Consider the following 22,805-nt stretch of genomic DNA (forward strand, 5'->3'; position numbering starts at 1 on the left):
ACGGATATCGGGTTCCCCGGACAGCCGCTCCGCTCGTCACTCTTTTCGGTGAGGCCGTGAATACGGCCGCACAATCACTCCATATGCCCCGCATCAGGGGATACGTTCCCCCCATGAAGGACGTGGTCGGTTCCCCGCAGTCGGTGCTCGTCCTGGGCGGCACGTCCGAGATCGCCTGGCGACCGTCCGCCGCCTGATCAGCCGTCGCGCCCGTACGGTCTGGCCGGCCGCCCCTCCCCCGCCCTGGAGTCGGCCGCCCGGCAGCTGCGGGACCTCGGTGCCGACACCCTTACGGTGCCCTTCGACGCGCTGACCCCCGAGGCCCACGAGGTGTCCCTGGGCAAGGTCTTCGCCGAGGGCGACATCGACCTGGTGCTGCTGGCCTTCGGCGTCCTGGGCGTCCAGGCGCGCGACGAGACCGATCCCCCGGCGGCGGTCCGCGTCGCCCGGACCAACTACACCGGCGCCGTCTCCTCGGCCCTGATCTGCGCCAACGCCATGCGCCGCCAGGGCCACGGCTCGCTGGTGGTGCTCTCCTCTGCCGCCGCGCCACGGGTCCGCCGCACCGACTTCATCCACGGCTCCGCCAAGGCCGGGCTCGACGCGTTCGCGCAGGAGCTGGGCGAGGCGCTGCGCGGCACGGGCGTCCATGTGGTGGCCGTCCGCCCCGGCTTCGTCCGTACGAAGCTCACGGCCGGACTGCGCCCCGCACCGCTGGCCACCACGCCCCAGGCGGTCGCCGAGGCCATTGAGGAGGGGCTGCGGCGGCGCACCGGGCTCGTCCGGGCGCCGGTCGCACCGCGGCTGACAATGGCGGCACGCCGCCTGCTGCCCCGGCGGGCCCCGTAAGTGCGCGGGGAACTGCGCGACCAGCCACGACGAACCCGCAGATGGCGCAATGGCGCACCGGAATCCGGGACGGCGCACCCTGAGGCGCCTAGTGGGGCGCCGCCGGACGCGAGAGATCAGCCTGACGAGGCACCACGGGCGAAGCCCCGTCCGGCAGTTCGTCCGACCCGAACGGGTACTCACGGTCCAGCCGCCAGACCCCGTCCTCCCCCTGCTCGTACAGCGCGAAGCCGGTGATCGTCCAGGCGGCCTCGTACTCCTTGAGCTCGACGAACGCCCGGTCCATCGCCTCCTCGTCGATGCCGTGGGCGATCGTGACATGCGGGTGGTACGGGAACTGCAGCTCCCGCGCGCACGGCCCGGACTCCACCCGGATCCGCTCCTGCAGCACCATGCACTCCTCCGCGCCCTCGACGATCCTGACGAAGACGACCGGCGACAGCGGCCGGAAGGTGCCGGTGCCCTCCAGCCGCATCGGGAACGGCCGCCTCTCGGCCGCGACCCGCGCCAGATGGTCCTCCACGGCGGGCAGCGCCGAGGTGTCGACCTCGGTCGGCGGCAGAAGGGTGACGTGAGTGGGGATGCCATGGGCGGCCGGGTCCCCGAAGCCCGCGCGCCGCTCCTGGAGGAAGCTGCCGTACGGCTCCGGGACCGCGATCGAAACGCCGAGCGTTACGGTCCCCACTGCGTTCTCCCTCCTGGCCCTCCCGGGCTGCTGAGTTGTGGCCGCTGCACCCGTGTCAGTGTGGCGGCTGTGCCGCCTTCGCGGCTAGATTCCTCGGTTCTTCCACACACCGATCCACAGGCCCCCTGGTCAGGGGGCCGGACCGGTGTGTTCCGCTGTCCGCGGGGGTCCGTATCCATACGTGCGCGGGGTGCGCCGTGCTCACCGGGTGGTGCGGACGACGCTCGACGTGCCGCTCAGCGCACCGCGGGCAGGAAGCCCACCTTGTCGTAGGCGGCGGCCAGCGTCTCGGCGGCGACGGCTCGGGCCTTCTCGGCGCCCTTGGCCAGGATTCCGTCCAACGTCGCGGGGTCGGCGAGGTATTCCTGGGTCCGCTCGCGGAACGGCGTGACCCACTCGACCAGCACCTCGGAGAGCTCGGTCTTGAGCGCGCCGTAGCCCTTGCCCTCGTAACGGCGCTCCAACTCCGGGATGGCGATGCCGGTCAGGGTGGAGTAGATGGTCAGCAGATTGCTGACGCCCGGCTTCTTCTCCTCGTCGTAGCGGATCTCCGTCTCGAGGTCGGTCACCGCGCTCTTGATCTTCTTCGCGGAGACCTTGGGCTCGTCGAGGAGGCTGACGATGCCCTTCGGCGTGGACGCCGACTTGCTCATCTTGATCGTCGGGTCCTGGAGGTCGTAGATCTTCCCGGTCTCCTTGACGATGTACGCCTCGGGGACGGTGAAGGTCTCGCCGAAGCGGCCGTTGAAGCGGTCGGCCAGATCCCGGGTGAGCTCGATGTGCTGGCGCTGGTCCTCGCCGACCGGGACGTGGTTGGCCTGGTAGAGCAGGATGTCCGCGACCTGCAGGATCGGATAGGTGAAGAGGCCGACGGTGGCCCGGTCGGCGCCGTGCCTGGCCGACTTGTCCTTGAACTGCGTCATCCGGGACGCCTCGCCGAAGCCGGTGAGACAGTTCATCACCCACCCGAGCTGGGCGTGCTCGGGCACATGGCTCTGGATGAAGAGCGTGCAGCGGTCCGGGTCCAGGCCGGAGGCGAGCAGCTGGGCGGCGGCGAGCCGGCTGTTGGCGCGCAGCTCCGCCGGATCCTGCGGCACGGTGATCGCGTGCAGGTCGACCACGGTGTAGAACGCGTCGTGGGTCTCCTGCAGCGCGACGTACTGCCGGATCGCACCGAGGTAGTTGCCGAGGTGGAAGGAACCTGCGGTGGGCTGGATACCGGAGAGCGCACGGGGACGATCGAGGGCCATGGCACCCATTCTCTCAGGTGTGGAACCAGACTCCGTCCGCCGGTGTATGAAAGGTGTGAGGACTCGTGAAGCACAGATCATCGCGCGGGTGCGGGCCGGCGACACCGAGGCATATGCCGAGCTGGTGCGGGCCCATGCGCCGATCGCGCACCGCACCGCCCGGCTGCTCGGGGCGGGCGCGGATGCCGAGGATGTGGTGCAGGACGCCTTTGTGAAGGCGTATCTCGCGCTGGGGCGGTTCGAGAGCGAGGCGGCGTTCCGTCCCTGGCTGCTGCGGATCGTCGCCCATGAGACGAGTAACGCGGTGCGTTCGGCGCGCCGGAGGCGCACGGCGGCGGACCGGGAGGGAGCGCTGCTGTCCGGGGCCGAGCCGGTGATACCGGAGTCCGCCGATCCGGCGGCCGTGGCGCTGGCGGGCGAGCGGCGGGAGCGGCTGCTGACCGCGCTGGAGGAGCTGAGCGAGCCGCAGCGGCGGGTGGTGATCTACCGCTATCTGCTGGATCTGGACGAGGGCGAGACCGCGGAGGCGCTGGGCTGGCCTCGCGGCACGGTGAAATCACGGCTGAGCCGCGCCCTGAGACGGCTGGAGCGGCTGCTGGGGCCGTCGGAGACCGCCGAGGAGACGCGGTGGACGGCTGATGGGACCGAGTGGGGAGGCGAAGGAGATGGCCGAGGAAGGGCTGCCCGGAGAGCTGCGGGCGCTCGGGCGGGCGTTGGAGATACCGCCGTCCGGCGGACCGTCGCGGCACGCCGTGTCGCGCGCGGGCGGGGAGACACTGGTCGAGCGGGTGCTCGCCCGGATCGTGGGCCTGCCGGTGCCGGTGGCCGACGACCGGATCCGGGAGGAGCAGTGGTGGCGGCCGCTGCCCGGCCTGGAGGCCGGGCAGGGGCCCGCGGGCGGCGTCAGCCGGTCGGCAGGCCGGGAGCCGGGTAGGCCGCCATCAGCTCGGACACCTCGGCCCTGATCTTGATGAGGGAGCCCTGGTCACCACTCTTCGCGGCGGTCACCCCGCGGTCGATCCAGTCGGCCACGGCGGGCATGTGCTCGGTGGACAGACCGCGCGAGGTGAGGGAGGGGGTGCCGATCCGGACGCCGGAGGGGTCGAAGGGCTTGCGCGGGTCGTAGGGGACGGTGTTGTAGTTCACCACGATCCCGGCCTGGTCCAGGGCCTTGGCCGCGACCTTGCCCGGCACCTCCTTGGGCGTCAGGTCCATCAGGATCAGATGGTTGTCGGTGCCGCCGGAGACCAGATCGAAGCCGCGGGCGAGCAGTTCCTCGGCGAGCGCCTTGGCGTTGGCGACGACGGCATGGGCGTAGTCACGGAAGGCAGGCTGGGCGGCCTCGTGCAGGGCCACCGCGATGGCGGCGGTGGTCTGGTTGTGCGGACCGCCCTGCAGCCCGGGGAAGACGGCCTTGTCGATGGCCTTGGCATGGGTCTCGCGCGCCATCAGCATGGCGCCGCGCGGGCCTCGGAGCGTCTTATGAGTGGTGGTGGAGATGACATCGGCATACGGAACGGGCGAGGGGTGGGCGCCGCCCGCGATCAGGCCGGCGATATGCGCGATATCGGCGACGAGCACCGCGTCCACCTCGCGGGCGATCTCCGCGAAGGCGGCGAAGTCGATCGTGCGGGGCACCGCCGTGCCACCGCAGAAGATCAGCTTGGGCCGCTCCTCGAGGGCCAGCTCGCGCACCTGGTCGAAGTCGATCGCGCCGGTGTCCTGGCGCACCCCGTACTGGACGCCGCGGAACCAGGTGCCGGTGGCGGAGACACCCCAGCCGTGGGTGAGATGACCGCCCATGGGCAGTGACATGCCCATCACGGTGTCACCGGGCTGGGCGAAGGCCAGATAGACCGCGAGGTTGGCGGGCGAGCCGGAGTAGGGCTGCACATTGGCGTGCTCGGTGCCGAAGACGGCCTTGGCCCGGTTGATCGCCAGGGTCTCCACCTGGTCGATGACCTGCTGGCCCTCGTAGTAGCGGCGGCCGGCGTAGCCCTCGCTGTATTTGTTCTGCAGCACCGTCCCGGAGGCTTCCAGGACGGCGGCGGAGACATAGTTCTCGCTCGGGATCAGGCGCAGGGTCTCGGACTGCAGCAGCTCCTCGGAGCCGACGAGGGAGGCGAGTTCGGGGTCGGCGGCCGACAGGGCGGGATGGGTCAGGGGCAGGCTCATCGAGTCCTCCGGGGCGATCGGTGACGGTCCGGTCGTGTCCCGGGGTGCCCAGGCGGGCGGCACCTCGTGGCGCTAAGGCCGCGCATCGCTTCCTCGTGGTCGGTTCCACGCTCGGCTCGCCAGTCACGGTGCGCACCCCCACTCTAGCTAGTGAGACAAGGAGGACAAGATGGGACCGGGACGCTCCGCGGAGCGGGCCATCGCCGCCGCCGAGGCCCATGGCGCGCACAACTACCATCCGCTGCCGGTCGTCGTCGCGTCCGCCGAAGGCGCCTGGATGACCGATGTCGAGGGCCGTCGGTATCTCGATCTGCTCGCCGGATACTCGGCGCTCAACTTCGGGCATCGCAACCGCCGGCTGATCGAGGCCGCCAAGGCGCAGCTGGACCGGGTCACCCTCACCTCCCGCGCGTTTCACCACGACCGCTTCGGCGCCTTCTGCTCCGAGCTGGCCGAGCTGTGCGGCATGGAGATGGTGCTGCCCATGAACACGGGGGCGGAGGCGATGGAGACGGCCATCAAGACCGCCCGCAAATGGGGCTACCGGATCAAGGGCGTACCGGACGGCCGGGCCAGGATCATCGCCGCCGGGAACAACTTCCACGGCCGGACGATCACCCTCATCAGCTGCGCCACCGATCCGGAGGCCCGTGCCGACCATGGCCCCTTCACCCCCGGGTTCTCGATCGTGCCGTACGGGGAGCTGGCGGCGATGGAGACGGCGCTCGACGCCGCGCCCGAGGAGACGGTCGCCGTGCTGCTGGAGCCGATCCAGGGCGAGGCCGGGGTGGTGGTGCCGCCGCCCGGCTATCTGGCCGGGGTCCGGGAGCTGACCCGGGAGCGGAATGTGCTGTTCATCGCCGATGAGATCCAGTCGGGCCTCGGGCGCACCGGCACCACCTTCGCCTGTGAGCATGAGGGGGTGGTCCCCGATGTCTATGTGCTGGGCAAGGCGCTGGGCGGCGGGGTGGTGCCGGTGTCGGCGGTGGTGTCCTCACGTGAGGTGGTCGGGGTGCACCGCCCCGGGGAGCACGGCTCCACCTTCGGCGGCAGCCCGCTCGCCTGCGCGATCGCGCTGGAGGTCATCGCCATGGTGCGGACCGGGGAGTTCCAGCGGCGCTCGGCCACGCTGGGCGAGCTGCTCCACCGGGAGCTGGGGCTGCTCTTGGGAAGGGGAGTTGAGCAGGTGCGTGGCCGGGGGCTGTGGGCGGGGGTGGACATCCATCCGTCACGGGGCACCGGGCGGCAGATCTCCGAGCGGCTCATGGACCGCAGAGTGCTGGTCAAGGACACCCATGGCGCCACTATCCGGATCGCCCCGCCCCTGGTGATCGGCGAGGAGGATCTGGAGTGGGCGCTGGACCAGCTCAGGGCGGTGCTGGCCGAATGACCCGATACGGCTCCTCGGTGGACCTGCGCTGGTCAGAGGCCCCGTACGGCTCGGAGGCCCCGCGTGGGTCGGAGGCCCCGTGTGGTTCAGAGGATCACGTGGGGGATGAAGCGCGCGTACTCATCCGTCACCAGCCCCGCCGACTCGCGGATGCCGAGTCCCGCCGCCTCGCCCTCGACGACCCAGGTGCCGAGCACCACCCGGTTGCCGTCGAAGTCGGGCAGCGGCGCCAGTTCCTGGTAGCAGCACGGCTCATCGCGCAGGACGGGCTCCTCGCCCGGCGGGTGCACGGTGACCCCGGCCCCCTCACGGCCGAGCAGCGGCTTGGCCACATAGCCGTTGGTGCGGGCCAGTTCCCGGGGGCCGTCGAGGTAGGCGGGCAGCAGATTGGGGTGGTCCGGGAAGATCTCCCACAACACGGCAAGCAGCGCCTTGTTGGACAGCAGCATCTTCCAGGCCGGTTCGATCCACAGCGTGGATCCGGTGCCGCCCCCGTTGTCGAGGGTGTCCAGCACCTGCGGGCCGAACCGGTCGGTGGCCAGCCACTCCCAGGGATAGAGCTTGAAGCAGCTTCGGATGAAGCGGAACCGCTTGTCGACGAAGCGGCCCGACAGCCGTTCCCAGCCGATGTCCTCCATGGAGATCGCCTCGGTGCTCAGCCCGGCCTGGTCGGCCGTCTCACGGAGGTAGGCCACCGTCATGAGGTCCTCGCCCAGCTCGTCCCCGGCCGAATGGGCGAAGTACAGGGGCGTCCCCGGCGGCAGCAGCGCGGCCTGGGTGCGCCAGGCGTCGACCAGCCGTTCATGGAGGGAGTTCCACTGGTCGGCGCCCGGAAAGCGGTCCTCCATCCAGAACCACTGGGCGCTCGCCGCCTCCACCAGCGAGGTGGGCGTATCGGCGTTGTACTCCAGCAGCTTCGCCGGGCCCGAAGCGCCGTCGTAGCGCAGATCGAACCGGCCGTAGACGCTGGGCTGTTCGGCCCGGCGGTGCCAGGACTCGGCGATCAGCCCGGCCAGCCGCGGATCGTCGATGCCGAGGTCGGCGAAGCGGCCGGTCTCGACGATATGGGCGGCCGCGGCCAGCGACATCCGGTGCAGCTCCTCGACGACCTCCTCCAGCGCCTCGACCTCGGGCAGCGAGAAGGCGTAGTAGGCGCTCTCGTCCCAGTAGGGGCGCAGCGAGCCGTCCGGATAGCGGGTCAGCGGATAGATGACCCCCTGCTCCTCCACCGTGGACTGCCAGTCGGGGCGGGGGTCGATGGTGTGGCGCTTCATCGTGGGGCGGCCCGCTCAGCCGCCGCTGGAGCCCGAGCAGCCGAAGCCGCCCCGGTCGGCCGCCTTGCTCTTGTCGAAGGTGCCGTAGTCCGCCCAGCGGCCGCTGACCTCGGAGTCGTAGTACCACTGGCCGTCGGCGCGCTTCGTGTCCCGGTTCTTCTTGCCCTTGCCGCCCGTGGTGGACGAAGAGCCCTTGCAGTCGCTGGAGTCGACGACCCGGTATCCGTTCACCGCGTCATAGCTGTTCCGGTCCACACAGCGCTTGTCCGGTTCCGAACCACAGGAGGTGAGCGCCGCCGCCAGCGCGCCCATACCGCCCAGGATCACCGTGCTCGACCGCAGTCGCCGCGTCTTCCGTTCCATCCCCGTGTCCCCCGTTCCTCTCCCCCGAGGCCGTCGTCCCTCCCGAGGGCGTCGTCTCCCCGGTCTCCCCGAGGCCGCAACCGCCCACCCTAGGGGGAACCACCGCGCATAGGGACGGCGGGGCTCGACCGAAACGTGCGGCCTCACGTGTGCCTTCAGCCCGCCGAAACGCAAGGCTTCAGGGCAGCACCCGGCACAGCGCCTCCAGGGCGCCCGCGAAGGCGTGGTCGGGTGCGGTGCCATAGGCGAACACCAGCGCATCGGGGTGACCGCCCGGCTCCTGTCGCTGCTTCTGCCCCTGTTCGTCGCGGTAGCGGTAACGGGACAGCCCATCCAGCGCCAGGCCCTGCCAGGCCGCGCCCCGCACCACGGACTGCTCGGTGCCCGGCGGCAGTTGGAGCACCGCGTGCAGCCCGGCCGCGATGCCCGTGACCCGCACCCGCGGGGCGCGTTCGGCGAGCGCCGCCACCAACTGGTCTCGGCGGCGCCGGTAGCGCATCCGCATACCGCGCACATGACGGTCGTACGCCCCGGAGTCGATGAACTCCGCGAGCGTCAGCTGGTCCAGCCTGCCCGACTCCCACTCCCCCGTTCTCTTGAGCGCCAGGAGGTCGTCCATCAGATGGTCCGGTACCACCATCCATGCCAGCCGCAGCGCGGGCGCCAGGCTCTTGCTCGCGGTGCCCAGATAGACCACATGCTCGGGGTCGAGCCCCTGCAGTGCCCCGACCGGCTGACGGTCGTAGCGGAACTCCCCGTCGTAGTCGTCCTCCAGCACCAGTCCGCCCACCCGCGAGGCCCAGTCGACCACGGCGGCGCGCCGGTCGGGGTCCAGCGGAACGCCGATGGGGAACTGATGCGCCGGGGTGAGCAGGACGTTCCGCAGCCCGGCCGACCGGTCCAGCTCCGCCGTCCTCGCCCCCTGCGGATCGACCGGCAGCGGTACGGTGCGCAGCCCGGCCCCGCGCATCACGTTCCAGTGGGCGTCGAGCCCGTAGGACTCCACGGCCACCTCACGGTGTCCGGCCTTCTCCCGCACCTTGCTGAGCAGGGCCAGTCCCTGGACGAACCCCGCGCAGACCACGATCCGTTCGGGCGCGGCCCGCACCCCGCGGGCACGCGCCAGATAGTCGGCCAGGACCCGCCGCAGCTCGGGCCGCCCGGCGGGGTGGCCGTAGCCGAAGGCATCGTTCGGCGCGGCGATCAGGGCGCGTCGGGCCGCGGAGAGCCAGGCGGTCCTGGGGAAGGCCGAGACATCGGGTTCGCCGGGCCGCAGATCGTAGGTGGGCCGGGTGGCGGCCGCGGTGGCCGGGAGTGTGCGCGGCGGGGCGGGCTCGGGCGGCACGACGCGCTCGGCGACCCGGGTGCCCGAGCCCTGCCGGGCGGTCAGCCAGCCCTCGGCGACCAGTTCCCCGTAGGCGTCGGCGACGGTGTTCCGGGCGATGCCGAGGTCGGTGGCGAGGGAGCGGGAGGAAGGCAGCCGGGTGCCCGGGGCGAGCCGCCCGCTGCGGACGGCGTCGCGCAGTGCGCGGATGAGCCCGACCCGCACCCCGCTCCCGCCACCCGGCGGCAGATCCAGATGCAGATCCGTGCCCAGCCCGCCGCGACCGTCCGTTCGCTGTCCGGAGCCGTCCGTTCGCTGCCCGGAATCGCCCGCCCGCTGTCCGGGATCGCCCGCCCGCTGTCCGGAATCGCCTCTTCGAGTGGCCCATGAATCTGCCATGTAAATGGACCATACTCCTGGGCCGCCGCGCCTCTAGCGTGGAGGCATGACGACCGGAACTTCTCATGCGCACGGCCCCCGGATGGAGTTCGCCAAGGCGGCCCCCGAGGTCTACAAGGCAATGGTCAGCCTGGACAAGGCCGCCCGGAAGGGCGTGGACCCGGCGCTGGCCGAGCTGGTCAAGACGCGTGCCTCGCAGCTCAACCACTGCGCCTTCTGCATCGACATGCACACCAAGGACGCCCGCGTGGCGGGCGAGTCCGAGGAGCGCCTCTACCTCCTCAACGCCTGGGAGGAGGCCGGCGACCTCTACACCGAGAAGGAGCAGGCCGCCCTCGCCCTGACCGAGGCCGTAACCGTCCTGACCGACGGCTTCGTCCCCGACGAGGTCTACGAGCGCGCCGCCAAGCACTTCGAGGAGCAGGAGCTGGCGCAGGTGATCGCCCTGATCTTCACCATCAACGCCTGGAACCGCATCGGTGTGACCACCCGCATGACCCCCGGCGCCTACAAGCCCGCCGGCCACTGAGGCGGGTCCGCCATGACGGCACCCGCGACCACGGCCGGGGCCCGGACGCTCCGCGCGCTGCACCACGGCCGGGAGCCCGGTGATCCGCTGGTGCTCCCCGGGCCGTGGGACGCCGCCTCGGCCCGGGTCTTCGCCGACGCGGGATTCCCCGCGCTCGCCACGCCGAGCGCGGGGATCGCGGCCTCCCTCGGCCACCGGGACGGCCACACCCCGCCGGAGGAGATGTTCGCCGCGATCACGCGGATCATCCGGGCGGTGGACGTCCCCGTCTCGGCGGACGTCGAAAGCGGCTACGGCCTCGCCCCCAAGGAGCTGGTCGAGCGGCTGCTGGAGACCGGCGCGGTGGGCTGCAACCTGGAGGACTCCGACCACGCGACAGGCGGGCTGATCGAGCCCGCGCGCCAGGCGGACCGGCTGGCGGCGGTGCGGGCCGAGGCGGGCGAGGATCTGGTGATCAACGCCCGTGTCGACACCTTCGTCCGCGGCGGTCCGGACCTCGGCCCCGAGACCGCGGTCGCGGCCGCGATCGAGCGCGGACGGCTCTATGCGGAGGCGGGCGCGGACTGCGTGTACCCGATCTTCGCACCCCCTGAGCTGCTGCCCCGCCTGGCGGCCGCCATCGACGTCCCGCTCAACGCGGCGGCGTTCGACCCGGAGGGCCCGTCCCCGCGTGAGCTGGGCCGGCTGGGCGCCGCCCGGATCACCTTCGGCCCCCGGCTGCTCCGCCAGACCATGGCCGAGGCGGGGAACCTCGTCAAAAGGCTGGACCCCGCTCCGTAAAACGGACCCGTCCCGTAAAACGGCTGGACCCCGCTTCGTCCCGTGCATGCGTGCATGAGGACGAAGCGGGGCCCACCGCGTGTGTCCACGGCTGGAGCGCCGCCCTTACGGCATCCACTTCTTCCAGACGTCCGGATGCGCCTCGACCCACTTCTTCGCGGCGTCCTGGGCCGACATCCCCTTCGAGGCGATCAGCTCGGACACCTCGTTCTGATTCTGCTTGGTCCAGTGGAACTTCTTCAGGAACGCCGACGCCTTCCCGCCCTGCTTCGCGAAGTCCGCGTTGAGGTACTTCTGCAGCGGTGTGGTCGGGTAGGCGCAGTCGACGGACGCGGGGTCCTTGGTGCCCTCGTTCGCGCACTTGTCGGTGTACTTGGGCAGCTCGACCTCGACCATCGGCACCTGGTTGAACAGCCACTGGGGCTCGTACCAGTACGTCAGGAACGGCTTCTTGCCCTTGGCGAACTGCTTGATCTGGGTGATCTGCGCCGCCTCCGAACCCGAGAAGACGATCTGGTAGTTCAGCTTCAGGTTCTTCACTAGCGCCTTGTCATTGGTGACATACGACGGGGAACCGTCCAGCAGCTGGCCCTTGCCACCGCTCTCCGCGGTCTTGAAGGTCTTGGCGTACTTGTTGAGGTTCTTCCAGTTCAGCACGTCCGGATGTTTGTCGGCGAAGTACTTCGGCACCCACCAGCCGATATGGCCGGTGACGCCGAGCCCGCCGCCCGGCACGATCAGCTTCTTGTCCTTGACGTAGCGCTGTTCCTGCTCCGGGTGGCCCCAGTCCTCCAGGATCGCGTCCACCCGGCCCTGGCTGAGCGCGTCCCACGCCGGAATCTCGTCCACCTGGACGGTGTCGACGCGGTAGCCCAGCTCATGCTCCAGCAGATACTGGGCGACCGCGACATTGGACTGGGCGCCGACCCACGACTGGACCGAGAGCGTGACGCTCTTCGCCCCGCCCACATTGGCGTACGGCGAGGACTGCTTGGTCATGTCCGCCGCGCCGCAGCCAGTCGCGGTGAACACGGCGGCGATCCCGGCGGCGGCCGTCAGCAGCTGGATACGGGTGCGAGCCATCTCAAGCCCCCTTCCTGTCGCGGCGCGAGGTCGGCTGGGTGACGCGGTCGAGCATCAGCCCCAGGCAGACGATCGCCGTGCCCGCCACCAGACCGGTCGCCAGATCGCCCTGCGCCAGGCCGAACAGCACGTCGTAGCCGAGCGCGCCCGAGCCGACCAGACCGCCGATGACGACCACGGCCAGCACCAGCACCACGCCCTGGTTGACGGCGAGCAGCAGCGCCGGGCGGGCCAGCGGGAGCTGGACCTGGCGCAACTGCTGTCCCTGGGTGGCGCCGAGCGAACGCGCCGACTCCAGCGCGGCCGGGTCGACGTTCCGGATCCCCTGGGTGGTGATGCGGATGACGGCGGGCAGCGCGTAGACGATGGCCGCGGCCGCCGCGGGGGCGCGGCCGACGCCGAACAGCGCGACCACGGGGATCAGGTACACGAACTGCGGCATGGTCTGGAACATGTCCAGCACCGGTCGCATCATCCGTTCCAGCCGGGTGCTGCGCGCGGCCCAGATGCCGATCGCGAAACCGAGGACCAGCGTGACGAAGACGGCGGCCAGCACCTGGGAGAGGGTGTCCATGGACGGCTCCCACACCCCGAGCACACCGATCGCGGCCATGGCGGCGGTGGCGGTCAGCGCGGTGGCCCAGGTGCCGATCAGCCAGGCCAGGGCCGCGACGATCAGCAGCACCGCGTACCACGGGAGGCCCTGCAGCCCCTCGCGCAGCGGGTCGAGGATCCACTTGACGTAGTTCGCGGCCCAGTCGGCGGTGCCGCCGACGACCGGCACTCCGGTGTAGAGGTGGTCGACCATCCACTCCTTGAACTGGTTGACGGGCTCCTCGATGGCGACGGTCCAGCCGGTGGGCCAGGTCTGGGAGCCGGTCAGCCGTCCGACGACGGTGATGACCGCGGTGACCACCGCGGCCCCCGCCCACGCGGGCCAGCCGCGCAGCAGCCGGTGCCCGCCCTCGGCCGGGGGCGTGCCGAGCCGCTCGCCCGCCGACCCGATGGTGCGGTCCATCACGACGGCGAGGAGCACGATCGGGAGGCCGGCGGCGAGCGCCTTGCCGACGTCGACGCTGGACAGCGCCTGGTAGACGCGGTCACCGAGACCGCCGCCGCCGATCACGGAGGCGATGACGGCCATGGACAGCGCCATCATGATCGTCTGGTTGATGCCCAGCAGCAGCTCCTTGCGGGCCAGCGGCAGCCGGGCGGACAGCAGCCGCTGCCGCCAGGTCGCGCCGAGCGAGGTCACCGCTTCCAGCACCCCGGCGTCCGCGCCGCGCAGGCCGAGGGCGGTGAGCCGGGCCATGGGCGGAGCCGCGTAGATCACGGTGGCCAGTACCGCGCCGGGCACGCCGTTGCCGAAGATCATCACGACGGGGAGCAGATACGCGAACGCGGGCAGCACCTGCATGGTGTCGAGCACCGGCCGGAGCACCCGGAACGCCCATTCCGAGAGGCCGCCGGCCAGGCCCAGCAGTCCGCCGACGACGACGGACGCGGTGACGGCGATGACCATCAGCGCGAGCGTCTGCATCGTCGGCACCCACATGCCCAGCAGTCCGCAGATGGCGAAGGACACCAGGGTCGTGACCGCGATCCGCACCCCGGCGACCCGCCAGGCGATCAGGGTCAGCCCGGCGGTGACACCGGCCCAGCCGAGGGCGAGCAGGGCCACATAGACGGCGCGGACACCAATGATGATGACGTTGCTGACGTGGCCGAAGAAGTAGAGAAAGATCCAGTGACTGTCCCGGTTGTCGAGGATCCAGTCGCTGGCATCGCCGAGCGGCCCGGACACGTCGACGGTCAGCGCATGCGGCCAGCTGCCGCTCGCCCACTTGGCGTGCGCGAGCGGAACGAGCACGGCGGCGATCACCACGAGCGCCGCCAGCTTGCGCGCGGCGGGGCTGCGGACGGCGGAGCTCAGCAGGGACGGGCGCGGTTCGGCCGCCGCCGTCCCGGTGGCGACCGGATCGGTGGCGGGGTCGGCGGAAGGGCGGGTGGCCGTGGCACTCATACGCGCCCCCCGGTGCCGCCCGGCGGAGAGAGGGTCGAGGCGGTGGTCACGCCGCGGCCACCTCCTTGTTGTCCAGGCCCGCGACGACGCTCAGCAGACAGGCGTGGTCGACGACGCCCAGGCAGCGGCCGTCGTCCACGACGCGCGCGGGGCCACCGGTGCGGGCCACGGCCTCGATCGCGTCGGCGACCGTGGTGCCAGGCGCCAGCGCGGGCCCGCCGTCCTGCTCATCCGACGTCGCGGGGCGCATGGCGCGGCGCACGGTCAGCACCTGCTCCCGCGGAACATCGCGGACGAAGTCCCGTACGTAGTCGTCCGCCGGGGAGCCGACGATCTCCTCCGGGGTGCCGAGCTGCACGATCCCGCCGTCGCGCATCAGCATGATGCGGTCGCCGAGCCGCAGCGCCTCGCTGAGGTCGTGGGTGATGAAGACCATCGTCCGGCCCTCGTCATGGTGCAGGCGGATGACCTCCTCCTGCATATCGCGGCGGATCAGCGGGTCGAGCGCGCTGAACGGCTCGTCGAAGAGCAGCACTTCGGGGTCGACGGCGAGCGCCCGGGCCAGGCCCACGCGCTGCTGCTGACCGCCGGAGAGCTGTCCGGGGCGGCGACGCTCAAGGCCGGTGAGACCGACCTTCTCCACCACCTCGGCGGCCTTGGCGCGGCGCTCGGCCTTGCCCATGCCCTGGATCTCCAGGCCGTAGGCGACGTTGTCGATGACGGAGCGGTGCGGCAGCAGTCCGAAGTGCTGGAAGACCATGGCGGCGCGGTGCCGGCGCAGATCGCGCAGCCGGGCCTTGTCCATGGCCAGGACGTCCTCACCGTCGATCTTCAGGGTCCCGGAGGTGGGCTCGATCAGCCGGGTGAGGCAGCGGACGAGGGTGGACTTGCCGGAGCCGGACAGCCCCATGACCACGAAGACTTCACCGGGCTGGACGTCGAAGGAGACCTCGCGGACGGCAGCGGTGCAGCCGGTGCGGGCACGCAGCTCGCCGGCGGGCAGCTCCGCCTCGGCGGAACCGGGGATGCGCTCGGCCTTGGGACCGAAGACCTTCCACAGGTCGCGGACCGAGAACACCGGGGCGCGCTCGCCGCTCTCGGGGATCTTGGGAGTGTCGGGCGTCTCGGGGACCAGGGTCGTGGCCATCACGCCTCACCTCCCGGCGCGAGCGTGGCAGCCCGGTCCTCGGGCCTGTGCCGTTCCCGGTCGCGATCCTCGAACAACAGCTCAGCGCACTTCTCGCCCACCATCAGGACTCCGATCATCGGGTTCACGGCCGGCATCGTCGGGAAGACGGACGCGTCGGCGATACGGACGCCGTTCAGACCCCGGATCCGCAGATCCGGGCCGACCACGGCGAGTTGGTCCGACGGGGCACCCATACGACAGGTGCCCGCCGGGTGGTACACGGTGTGCGCGACCTTGCGGGCGTACTCGCTGATCTCCTCGTCCGAGGTGATCTCCGGGCCCGGGCACACCTCGCGCTTGAGCCAGCTCGCCAGCGGTTCGGTCTTGGCGATCTCACGCGCGACCCGGATGCCGTCGACCAGCGTGCGGCCGTCGTAGTCGTCCTCGTCCGTGAAGTACCGGAAGTCGAGGGCGGGCTTGACGGACGGATCGGCGCTGGTGAGGTAGAGCCGGCCGCGGCTGCGCGGCTTGGGGATGTTGGGGGTCATCGACACGCCGTGCTCGGGCTTTTCGTAGCCCAGCCGCTCCGGATTGTCGGTGAACGGGATCTGGTAGAAGTGGAACATCAGGTCCGGGCCCCGGGATTCGGGGTCCCGCCGGATGAACAGGCCCGCGTCGGAGTCCATCGCGGAGTTGTCCGGGATCGGGCCGTCCGTCTCCCACACGATGACCGACTCGGGGTGGTCGAGCAGATTCTCGCCGACGCCCGGCAGATCGTGCACGACCGGAATGCCCAGCGCCTCCAGATCGGACTTGGGGCCGATACCGGAGTGCAGCAGCAGCCGCGGGGTGTCCACGGCGCCCGCGCAGAGCAGGACCTCGGTCTCGGCCCGGACGACGATCTCCTCACCGTCCTTGGTGCGCACATGCACGCCGGTGATCCGGCCGGTGTCGTCCAGTTCCAGCTTGTACGCCCAGGTCTCCAGCATCAGATGGAGGTTGGGCCGGTCCAGGAACGGGTGCAGATAGGCGACGGACGCCGAGGAGCGCTTGTTGTTCTCCGGGTGGTACGCGAGGTCGAAGAAGCCGACGCCCTCATGGAACGGCTTCTTGTTGAACCCCTCGACCCGCGGCACCCCGGCGGCGGCCTGGGCGGCGTCGACGAAGTCCCGCGCAATCGCGTTCCGGTCCTTCTCGCCCACCGGGACGATGTTGTTGCGCAACCGCTGGAAGTACGGGTCCATGGACTGCGCGTCCCAGCCCTCGGCGCCGGCCTCGGCCCACTCGTCCCAGTCACCCGGCAGCGGCTTGAAGGAGATCAGGGTGTTGTGCGAGGAGCACCCCCCGAGCACTCGCGCCCGGCTGTGCCGGATATGCGAGTTTCCGCGTGGCTGCTCGGTGGTGGGGTAGTCGTAGTCCAAGTCCCCGCCGAGCAGGCCGAGCCAGCGGCGCAGGGTCAGCACATCGGGCCGGTCGACATCGGACGGTCCGCCCTCGATGACGGCGACACGGATGTCCGGGTCCTCGGTGAGCCGGGAAGCGATCACCGATCCTGCGGTGCCGCCGCCGATGACGACATAGTCGTATGCGACAGGTACGGACATGTGGGGTTACTCCTCGCGGTCTTACCCAAACGGCTCGCGCCGGTGCGGGACGGGGACTGCCGCCCCTGGGGGTGGGGGTGTTGCTGGGAGCCTCGGTGGCCACGGGCCGATCCCCGCCGGTCGCCGTGACCGGGTGCGGCCGGGCCCGGGCCCCGGGGGACGAGTCCGGGCCCGGCCGAGCCCCGGGCGGGCCCGGCGGCGGGGCGTCAGCCGGCGAACCAGCGCACCGGGCTCGGTCGCAGGTTCTCGTAGACGTGCTTGGTCTCGCGGTATTCGTCAAGGCCCGCGGGACCGAGCTCGCGCCCGACCCCGGACTTGCCGAAACCGCCCCATTCGGCCTGCGGAAGGTAGGGGTGGTAGTCGTTGATCCACACGGTGCCGTGCCGCAGCCGGGCGGCGACGCGGCGCGCCCGCGCGGTGTCGGCGGACCAGACGGCGCCGGCCAGTCCGTACTCCGTGTCATTGGCGAGTGTGACGGCCTCGTCCTCGGTTTGGAAGGACTCGACCGTCAGAATCGGCCCAAAGGTTTCCTCCCGCACCACCCGCATCTCGCGGTGACACTGGTCGAGCACGGTCGGGAGGTAGAAGTAGCCGGTGGCCGGGCGGACCTCGTTGGGCTCCGGCTGCTTGCCACCGCACCGCAGCAGGGCGCCCTCCTCCAGGGCGGACGCCACATACGCCTCGGTCTTGTCCAGCTGCTGGGCCGAGACCAGCGGACCGCATTCGACACCGTCCTCGGTGCCACGGCCCAGCTTGATCTTCTCCGCGCGGCGGGCCAGCTCGGCCACGAACCGCTCGCGCACCGACTCCTCGATGATCAGCCGGGCACCGGCGGAGCAGACCTGGCCGCTGTGGATGAAGGCGGCGTTCAGGGCCTGGTCGACGGCGGTGTCGAAGCCCTCGGCAGTGGCGCAGGCATCGGCGAAGACCACATTGGGGTTCTTGCCGCCGAGCTCCAGCGCGACCTTCTTGACCGTCGGCGCGGCGGCCTGCGCGACCTTGGTGCCGCTGATCAGCCCGCCGGTGAAGGAGACCAGGTCCACATCGGGGTGCTCGGACAGCCGGGCGCCGACGGGGTCGCCCGTGCCGGTGACCAGGTTGGCCACCCCGGCCGGCAGCCCGGCCTCGGCCAGCAGCCGCACCAGATGGACGGTGGACAGCGGGGTCACCTCGCTGGGCTTGATCACAAAGGTGTTCCCGGCGGCCAGCGCCGGGGCGATCTTCCAGCTCGCCTGGAGCAGCGGATAGTTCCAGGGGGTGATCATCGCGCAGACGCCGACCGGCTCATGGACCACGACGCTGTGCACATCGGGGGTCCCCGCGTCGATGACCCGCCCGGCCGACTCGCCCGCGGCCAGGTCGGCGAAGTAGCGGAAGGCATTGGTCACGTCATCGACGTCGACCCGCCCCTCCTCCAGGGTCTTGCCGGTGTCACGGCTCTCGATGAGCGCGATCGTCTCACGGTCGCGCTGCAGCAGCTCGGCGACGCGGCGCAGCAGCGCCGCCCGCTCGGCCACCGGCGTCCCGGGCCAGGGGCCCTGGTCGAAGGCGCGACGCGCGGCCGCGACCGCCGCGTCGGTGTCCTCGACACCACCCTCCGCGACGACGGCGAGGGTCTTGGCGTCCGCGGGGTCGAGAACCTCCCGCTGCGCCCCGGACGCGGCTGCCTGCCACGTCCCGTCCACATGAATGGTCTCGACTGCCGTCACGTGAATTCTGCCTTCCGGTTCTGCGTGCTTTACCACTGGTCCAAGCCAGCAACATGGACCCCTAACCGGAAGGCGGGAACCTATGCGCGATTCGCAAGAGAAAGTGGGCCGGCTCACGTGATCCGAAGGCGGAGACGGCCTCCCGGGCCATAATCGGCCGATCTGTCAAGAGCTATGCACCTAGTCAATCGGTGTCAGAAAGCGATGCGGTAGGCAGCCCGTGTCAGGAAGCCCGTGTCAGGAAGCCGTGCAGTAGGCGGTCGGGCAGAAGGTGTCCACCGCCGCCTGGTGGACCTCCCGCGCTTCCGCCCGGTCCCCGGAGGGGCTGATCACCAGCACCGCGTACATCGTGCCGTCGGGGGCGGCGAAGCGGCGGTCGAGTATCCGGCGGTGGCCGTCGCTCTTGGACTGGTACGTGTACTCCAGCTGTGCCGGGCCCAGGGCGTCCGAACCCAGCCGGGTGAGGGCGATCTGCTCGTAGTCGCGGTGGGTGGAGGCGATCCGCTCGGCCTCCTGCGCGGACTCGTACGGCGTCGACTCGGGTCCGTGCAGCTCGAAGACCTGGATCACGGTGCTGTCGTCGGGCGAGGTGTAGTAGACGCTGGGGCCCTCGGTCGTCCGCTCCCAGCCGTCCGGGACCGCGAGGTGGTATCCGGCGGGGTCGGCCTGGGTGCTGTAGCCCGCGGGCGGGGCGGCGCCGGTCAGGGAGGGGGAGGACGGGGTGCCGAAGGGCGTCGCGGACGGGGACGCCCCGGTCGGCAGGTCCGTGGGGAGATCGCTCGGGAGAGCGGTGGGCCCACCGGTTTCGGGGCCGGGCGAGGGATAGAGATCGCTCGGCTGGGAGACCTCCGCGCTCGGCGTGGCCGTGGGGCTCTCTTGGTCCCAGGGCAGCGGGCCCGCCTGATGGCGGGAAGTGCCGTCGCCGCCGAAGGCCACCCAGCCCGAAAACGCGATCCCCACGGCCAGGAAGATCGCCACCGCCACCGCCCGCAGTGTCCGCCGGGCGTCCTGCCCAGGCGCTCCCGGCGCTCCCGGCGCTCCCGGCGCTCCGGGCACTCCCCCGTCATGCATGCTCATCTATCCCCCCGATAGTGGAACTCTGCCCCCATAAGCCGACAAGCCGCGCCAGCCGAGATCGGTGTACCCGGTTCGAGGGCCTCCCCACCCTCGGCCACCCCACCGATACGGATATGTCGCCTGAGGTGTGCCGCCCTGTGCCTGGCGCCGGCTACCGCCGATCTGGGCCCGGTGCTGCCTACCGCCGAATGTGCCCGCCCTCGCCTGCCCTCGGTCAGGTGGCCGGGCAGTAGGCGGTGGGGCAGAAGGACGCCAGCACGATGCGCTGCCGCTCCCGCTGCCGCGGCCAGTCGTCGGCCGGGCCGGCGACCAGCACCGCGTACTGCACCTGGTCCGGGCCGGTGAAGGCGCGGTCGAGTATGCGGCGCGGGCCGTACTTGGCGCTGCGGTAGCCGTACTCCAGCTCCGCGTCCGCGTCGTCGCCGGGGCCGAGCCGCTTCAGCTCGTACCGCTGGTAGCCGGCGTTCTTCTTGAGCCCCGCCTCCGCCTGGCGCAGCGCCTCGTACGGGGTGACGCCGGGCTCGGTCAGCGCGAAGACCTGGATCAGACTGCTCGCGTCGGACGACTCGTAGAACACCCCGGTATCGCGCTTGACCCGCTGCCAGCCCCTGGGCACATCCAGCCGGAACCCCTCCGCGTCGGTGGTGCGCACATAGCCCGTCGGCGGCGCCTGTGTGCTGTCCACGGACACCGACGGCGGCGCCGAGGTCGTCTCCGAGAACGGCCCCGACGGCACCGTCGTGGGCTGCTCGGCCGACGGTGACCAGGACGAGGCCGACGGCGAACCGCCGTCCGCCCGGGGCTTGTCGTCCCCGCCGCCCGACACCAACTTCCAGGCGCCCACGCCGATCCCGCCGACCAGGACCACGGCGAGCACCGCCAGCAGCACCGTGCCCAGATGCGGATTGGGTGGACGTCGGCCCGGGGCGGGCGGCTCCGCGCCCTCCCCCACCCAGCACTGGGCCTCCTCGTCCCATCGACGGCCCCCCTCACCGCCCGGTGTGCTCATCTCAGCCGCCCAGGAGCGCGCCGACCGCCTGTCCGACGGCGACGCCGGAGGCGAGCATGCCGACGCCGGCACTCGCGTCCTGCAACATCACCCGGATCCTGGCCAGTCGGCCGGCCCCGGCCCGGCCGGTGCGCTGGATCTCGTCCTGGGTCTGGTCCAGTTCATCGGAGAGCGCGCCGACCTCCGGGCTCGGGACCACCCGCCGCAGATCCTCGGCGAGCTGCCGAACGGCCTCCAGCAGCTCCTGATAGGCGGGATCGCAGGGGACGTCCCCCTGCCGCCCGTTCACCATGTGGTTGTGGTCGCCGATGCCGATGGCACTGCCGCTCACCTTGCCGAACCTGATGTCCCCGAAGGAGCGCCCGCCGCCGCCCGCCGGGCCCGCGCCGCCACCGCTCGCGCCCGCCGTGTGGTCCGCACCGCCGCCGCTCACGCCGCTGCCGTCCTCCGTATCAGCCATCGCCATGCCCGCCTCCCGCTCCATTGGTTCCGGTGGTGTTGCTGATCGTGTTGTGGTCACCGAAGCCGAAGGCGCTGTTCGCCGCGGACTCGATGAAGACCCCGCCGCCGCTCACATTGATGACCTTCTGCTCGAACTCGCCGGTCTCCCAGCCGGCTTCGTCGAGCGCCCTTCGCACGCCATTGGCCACCCGGTCCTCGACGCTCTTCAGATAGCGGCTGACATCCATCTCCTGGAAGAGCGATGCGCCGGCGTCACTGCCCAGCTCCCGCACCGAGATCCAGGGCCCGTCGGGGATGGCCGCCTCATAACCCCCCGCGTACATCCGCCAGACGAAGGCGGCCGAGCGGAAGGCGTGGATGACCGCCCGGCCCGCCGCCGTGGGTGTCCGCCCGAGCGCCCAGACCGCCTTGCCCGGCAGTCCACCGCGGCGATGCGAGTCGGAGAGCCGGTCGACGGCCCGGAAGTCCGGGCGGATCGGGCGCAGCACATGCGGCGCGAACTCCAGCATCAGCATGCCGCCCTGCGTATGCACCCGCACGAAGACGGTGGTGACCACTTCTTCCCGCCATGCGCCGACGCGGATGCGCAGAAAGTGCCGCCGGATCTCTCCGCCCTCCTCGACGGCCTCCGCCCGCTCCCGCGCGAAGTCCGCCTCGCCGTACGGCACGAAGGAGCGGCTCCGCAATCCGGTGACCTTGAGGAAGACGCATTCGTCAAGCTCCAGACCGCGCAACCGGTCGCGGCTCGCGGCGGCGGGCCGGACAGCGCCCTGGACGGGGGCTGTGCCCTGGACGGAGGCGGCGCCCTGGGTCGTTGAGGTGCGCAACTTCTCGACCAGCGGGCGGATTCGCTCCAGGATTACGCGGTTGTCCAGCGGCACCGGATCGCCGCCCTCGCGCGGCCGCAGCTCGACGGCGAGGGTCCAGGTGTCATGGGCGATGCCCGCGCCGAGGAAGGGGTGCCGGTCATGATAGAGGATCACCGGTGAGTGCTGCTCGCGGCGGATCAGGGCCCGCACCCGCTGGAAGCGCCCGCCCTCGAACCGCTCCGCCGGGTCCGCGGCGAGGTCGGCGAAGGTCTCCGGCTCCAGGTCGGTGGCCAGCACCCGGGCCACATGCTCACGGTGCAGGGCGACCGCGGTGGCCATCACGGCCGGGATCACCAGCGCGAACCAGGCGGCGCTGGTGTCCGACCCGGCCGCCAGGGCCGGTGCGAAGTCCTGCAGCCCGCTCGTACCCGGCTCGCCCGTGAACGCCTGGGTCACGGCGGAGACCGCATAGGACAGCAGGATCAGACAGCCGAGCACCCGCAGCACCGCGGCCGCCCGCCGCCGGGTGACGGTGACCCCGTCGGCCCCGGGATAGTCGGCGCGGAAGGGGCCCATGGCGCCGCCCCTGGCCCAGGCCGCCAGCAGAAGCAGCGCGCAGGACAGCAGGAACAGATAGAAGAAGCCCTGCGCCAGCAGAAAGTCCAGCACCCATAAGGACACCAGCAGCGCGGTCCAGCATGCCTCCAGACGACGGGCGCGCAGCGCGTGCGCGAGCACCCGGGCCGCGTCGATGCCCAGCGAGGGTGCCACGGCCCGCTCCTCGTGGACATACAGCTCGTCCAGGACCGCGTCCCGGAAGTCGTCGTCCAGATAGGCGCCCGCGCACAGCAACCGGGTCGCCTCGCTGGTGGCACAGGGGGA

Annotated in this window: 18 protein-coding genes, 2 pseudogenes and 1 riboswitch; of the genes and pseudogenes, 5 read left to right on the forward strand and 15 right to left on the reverse strand. The window is 71.3% G+C overall.

Going from position 1 to position 22,805, the window contains the following annotated elements; genetic code table 11:
• Window positions 1-113 precede the first annotated feature (113 nt).
• A pseudogene (locus AS97_RS20550) lies at window positions 114-849 on the forward strand (SDR family NAD(P)-dependent oxidoreductase).
• 88 nt (window positions 850-937) lie between these two features.
• Here AS97_RS20550 and AS97_RS20555 read toward each other — a convergent pair.
• Window positions 938-1,534, reverse strand: a complete 597-nt coding sequence (locus tag AS97_RS20555) for a 2'-5' RNA ligase family protein (RefSeq protein ID WP_059143551.1) — start codon at window positions 1,532-1,534, stop codon at window positions 938-940.
• A 236-nt stretch (window positions 1,535-1,770) separates the two neighbouring features.
• The gene (trpS, locus tag AS97_RS20560) at window positions 1,771-2,784 is read right to left on the reverse strand and encodes a tryptophan--tRNA ligase (protein WP_086711192.1); all 1,014 of its coding nucleotides are present in this window, start codon (window positions 2,782-2,784) and stop codon (window positions 1,771-1,773) included.
• Window positions 2,785-2,860: 76 nt separating this feature from the next.
• Between trpS and AS97_RS20565 the strand changes: the two are divergent.
• A pseudogene (locus tag AS97_RS20565) lies at window positions 2,861-3,382 on the forward strand (RNA polymerase sigma factor); the annotation flags it as partial.
• 305 nt (window positions 3,383-3,687) lie between these two features.
• On the opposite strand, the gene glyA reads toward AS97_RS20565, so the two are convergent.
• On the reverse strand, window positions 3,688-4,959 hold the full coding sequence (gene glyA / locus AS97_RS20570) for a serine hydroxymethyltransferase (protein WP_059143643.1): 1,272 nt from the start codon (window positions 4,957-4,959) through the stop codon (window positions 3,688-3,690).
• A gap of 39 nt (window positions 4,960-4,998) precedes the next feature.
• Window positions 4,999-5,096, reverse strand: a riboswitch (ZMP/ZTP riboswitch).
• A 32-nt stretch (window positions 5,097-5,128) separates the two neighbouring features.
• Between glyA and rocD the strand changes: the two genes are divergently transcribed.
• A complete protein-coding gene (rocD, locus tag AS97_RS20575; RefSeq protein ID WP_210565414.1) occupies window positions 5,129-6,349 on the forward strand; it encodes an ornithine--oxo-acid transaminase in 1,221 nt (406 codons plus the stop codon).
• An 86-nt stretch (window positions 6,350-6,435) separates the two neighbouring features.
• Here rocD and AS97_RS20580 read toward each other — a convergent pair whose 3' ends face one another.
• The 3 genes from AS97_RS20580 to AS97_RS20590 form a co-directional block, all read right to left on the reverse strand.
• Window positions 6,436-7,623 (reverse strand): glutathionylspermidine synthase family protein, encoded by a 1,188-nt coding sequence (locus tag AS97_RS20580; RefSeq protein WP_059143553.1) that lies wholly within the window; start codon window positions 7,621-7,623, stop codon window positions 6,436-6,438.
• Between the two features lie 15 nt (window positions 7,624-7,638).
• Window positions 7,639-7,986, reverse strand: coding sequence for a hypothetical protein (locus AS97_RS20585; RefSeq protein ID WP_210565415.1), 348 nt, complete (start codon window positions 7,984-7,986; stop codon window positions 7,639-7,641).
• A gap of 178 nt (window positions 7,987-8,164) precedes the next feature.
• On the reverse strand, window positions 8,165-9,709 hold the full coding sequence (locus AS97_RS20590; RefSeq protein ID WP_210565416.1) for a PLP-dependent aminotransferase family protein: 1,545 nt from the start codon (window positions 9,707-9,709) through the stop codon (window positions 8,165-8,167).
• A 46-nt stretch (window positions 9,710-9,755) separates the two neighbouring features.
• Between AS97_RS20590 and AS97_RS20595 the strand changes: the two genes are divergently transcribed.
• A complete protein-coding gene (locus tag AS97_RS20595) occupies window positions 9,756-10,238 on the forward strand; it encodes a carboxymuconolactone decarboxylase family protein (protein ID WP_059143555.1) in 483 nt (160 codons plus the stop codon).
• 12 nt (window positions 10,239-10,250) lie between these two features.
• Window positions 10,251-11,018: an isocitrate lyase/phosphoenolpyruvate mutase family protein gene (locus tag AS97_RS20600; protein WP_210565417.1), complete on the forward strand. Its 768-nt coding sequence runs from the start codon at window positions 10,251-10,253 to the stop codon at window positions 11,016-11,018.
• 105 nt (window positions 11,019-11,123) lie between these two features.
• Here the strand turns inward: AS97_RS20600 and AS97_RS20605 are convergent, their stop codons facing one another.
• The 9 genes from AS97_RS20605 to AS97_RS20645 form a co-directional block, all read right to left on the reverse strand.
• Window positions 11,124-12,101, reverse strand: a complete 978-nt coding sequence (locus AS97_RS20605) for an ABC transporter substrate-binding protein (protein ID WP_059143557.1) — start codon at window positions 12,099-12,101, stop codon at window positions 11,124-11,126.
• A 1-nt stretch (window position 12,102) separates the two neighbouring features.
• Entirely contained in the window at window positions 12,103-14,124 is a 2,022-nt protein-coding gene (locus AS97_RS20610) for an ABC transporter permease subunit (protein WP_197049057.1), read from the reverse strand.
• A 46-nt stretch (window positions 14,125-14,170) separates the two neighbouring features.
• Complete coding sequence (locus AS97_RS20615; RefSeq protein ID WP_059143558.1) at window positions 14,171-15,271, reverse strand: glycine betaine/L-proline ABC transporter ATP-binding protein; 1,101 nt, start codon at window positions 15,269-15,271, stop codon at window positions 14,171-14,173.
• Entirely contained in the window at window positions 15,271-16,857 is a 1,587-nt protein-coding gene (locus tag AS97_RS20620) for a GMC oxidoreductase (RefSeq protein ID WP_210565418.1), read from the reverse strand. Before AS97_RS20620 ends, AS97_RS20615 begins: the two co-directional genes overlap by 1 nt.
• A 206-nt stretch (window positions 16,858-17,063) precedes the next feature.
• Entirely contained in the window at window positions 17,064-18,566 is a 1,503-nt protein-coding gene (locus AS97_RS20625) for an aldehyde dehydrogenase family protein (RefSeq protein ID WP_059143560.1), read from the reverse strand.
• A gap of 237 nt (window positions 18,567-18,803) precedes the next feature.
• Window positions 18,804-19,643 carry a serine/arginine repetitive matrix protein 2 gene (locus AS97_RS20630; RefSeq protein WP_247204439.1) on the reverse strand — a complete coding sequence of 280 codons (840 nt, stop codon included), beginning with the start codon at window positions 19,641-19,643 and terminating at the stop codon, window positions 18,804-18,806.
• A 214-nt stretch (window positions 19,644-19,857) separates the two neighbouring features.
• Entirely contained in the window at window positions 19,858-20,652 is a 795-nt protein-coding gene (locus AS97_RS20635; RefSeq protein ID WP_247204440.1) for a hypothetical protein, read from the reverse strand.
• Between the two features lies 1 nt (window position 20,653).
• On the reverse strand, window positions 20,654-21,118 hold the full coding sequence (locus AS97_RS20640; RefSeq protein WP_210565419.1) for a hypothetical protein: 465 nt from the start codon (window positions 21,116-21,118) through the stop codon (window positions 20,654-20,656).
• The gene (locus tag AS97_RS20645) at window positions 21,105-22,775 is read right to left on the reverse strand and encodes a hypothetical protein (protein ID WP_247204441.1); all 1,671 of its coding nucleotides are present in this window, start codon (window positions 22,773-22,775) and stop codon (window positions 21,105-21,107) included. Before AS97_RS20645 ends, AS97_RS20640 begins: the two co-directional genes overlap by 14 nt.
• Window positions 22,776-22,805: the final 30 nt, after the last annotated feature.

Origin of the sequence: Streptomyces sp. AgN23 (assembly GCF_001598115.1) — a bacterium.
GTDB classification, from domain to species: Bacteria; Actinomycetota; Actinomycetes; order Streptomycetales; family Streptomycetaceae; genus Streptomyces; species Streptomyces antimycoticus.

Coding starts and splice junctions, on each gene's coding strand:
- AS97_RS20610 (WP_197049057.1), bottom strand. CDS start 14,124: ATGAGTGCCACGGCCACCCGCCCTTCCGCCGACCCCGCCACCGATCCG.
- AS97_RS20605 (WP_059143557.1), bottom strand. CDS start 12,101: ATGGCTCGCACCCGTATCCAGCTGCTGACGGCCGCCGCCGGGATCGCC.
- AS97_RS20615 (WP_059143558.1), bottom strand. CDS start 15,271: ATGGCCACGACCCTGGTCCCCGAGACGCCCGACACTCCCAAGATCCCC.
- AS97_RS20590 (WP_210565416.1), bottom strand. CDS start 9,709: ATGGCAGATTCATGGGCCACTCGAAGAGGCGATTCCGGACAGCGGGCG.
- AS97_RS20585 (WP_210565415.1), bottom strand. CDS start 7,986: ATGGAACGGAAGACGCGGCGACTGCGGTCGAGCACGGTGATCCTGGGC.
- trpS (WP_086711192.1), bottom strand. CDS start 2,784: ATGGCCCTCGATCGTCCCCGTGCGCTCTCCGGTATCCAGCCCACCGCA.
- AS97_RS20640 (WP_210565419.1), bottom strand. CDS start 21,118: ATGGCGATGGCTGATACGGAGGACGGCAGCGGCGTGAGCGGCGGCGGT.
- glyA (WP_059143643.1), bottom strand. CDS start 4,959: ATGAGCCTGCCCCTGACCCATCCCGCCCTGTCGGCCGCCGACCCCGAA.
- AS97_RS20620 (WP_210565418.1), bottom strand. CDS start 16,857: ATGTCCGTACCTGTCGCATACGACTATGTCGTCATCGGCGGCGGCACC.
- AS97_RS20600 (WP_210565417.1), top strand. CDS start 10,251: ATGACGGCACCCGCGACCACGGCCGGGGCCCGGACGCTCCGCGCGCTG.
- AS97_RS20635 (WP_247204440.1), bottom strand. CDS start 20,652: ATGAGCACACCGGGCGGTGAGGGGGGCCGTCGATGGGACGAGGAGGCC.
- rocD (WP_210565414.1), top strand. CDS start 5,129: ATGGGACCGGGACGCTCCGCGGAGCGGGCCATCGCCGCCGCCGAGGCC.
- AS97_RS20630 (WP_247204439.1), bottom strand. CDS start 19,643: ATGAGCATGCATGACGGGGGAGTGCCCGGAGCGCCGGGAGCGCCGGGA.
- AS97_RS20595 (WP_059143555.1), top strand. CDS start 9,756: ATGACGACCGGAACTTCTCATGCGCACGGCCCCCGGATGGAGTTCGCC.
- AS97_RS20580 (WP_059143553.1), bottom strand. CDS start 7,623: ATGAAGCGCCACACCATCGACCCCCGCCCCGACTGGCAGTCCACGGTG.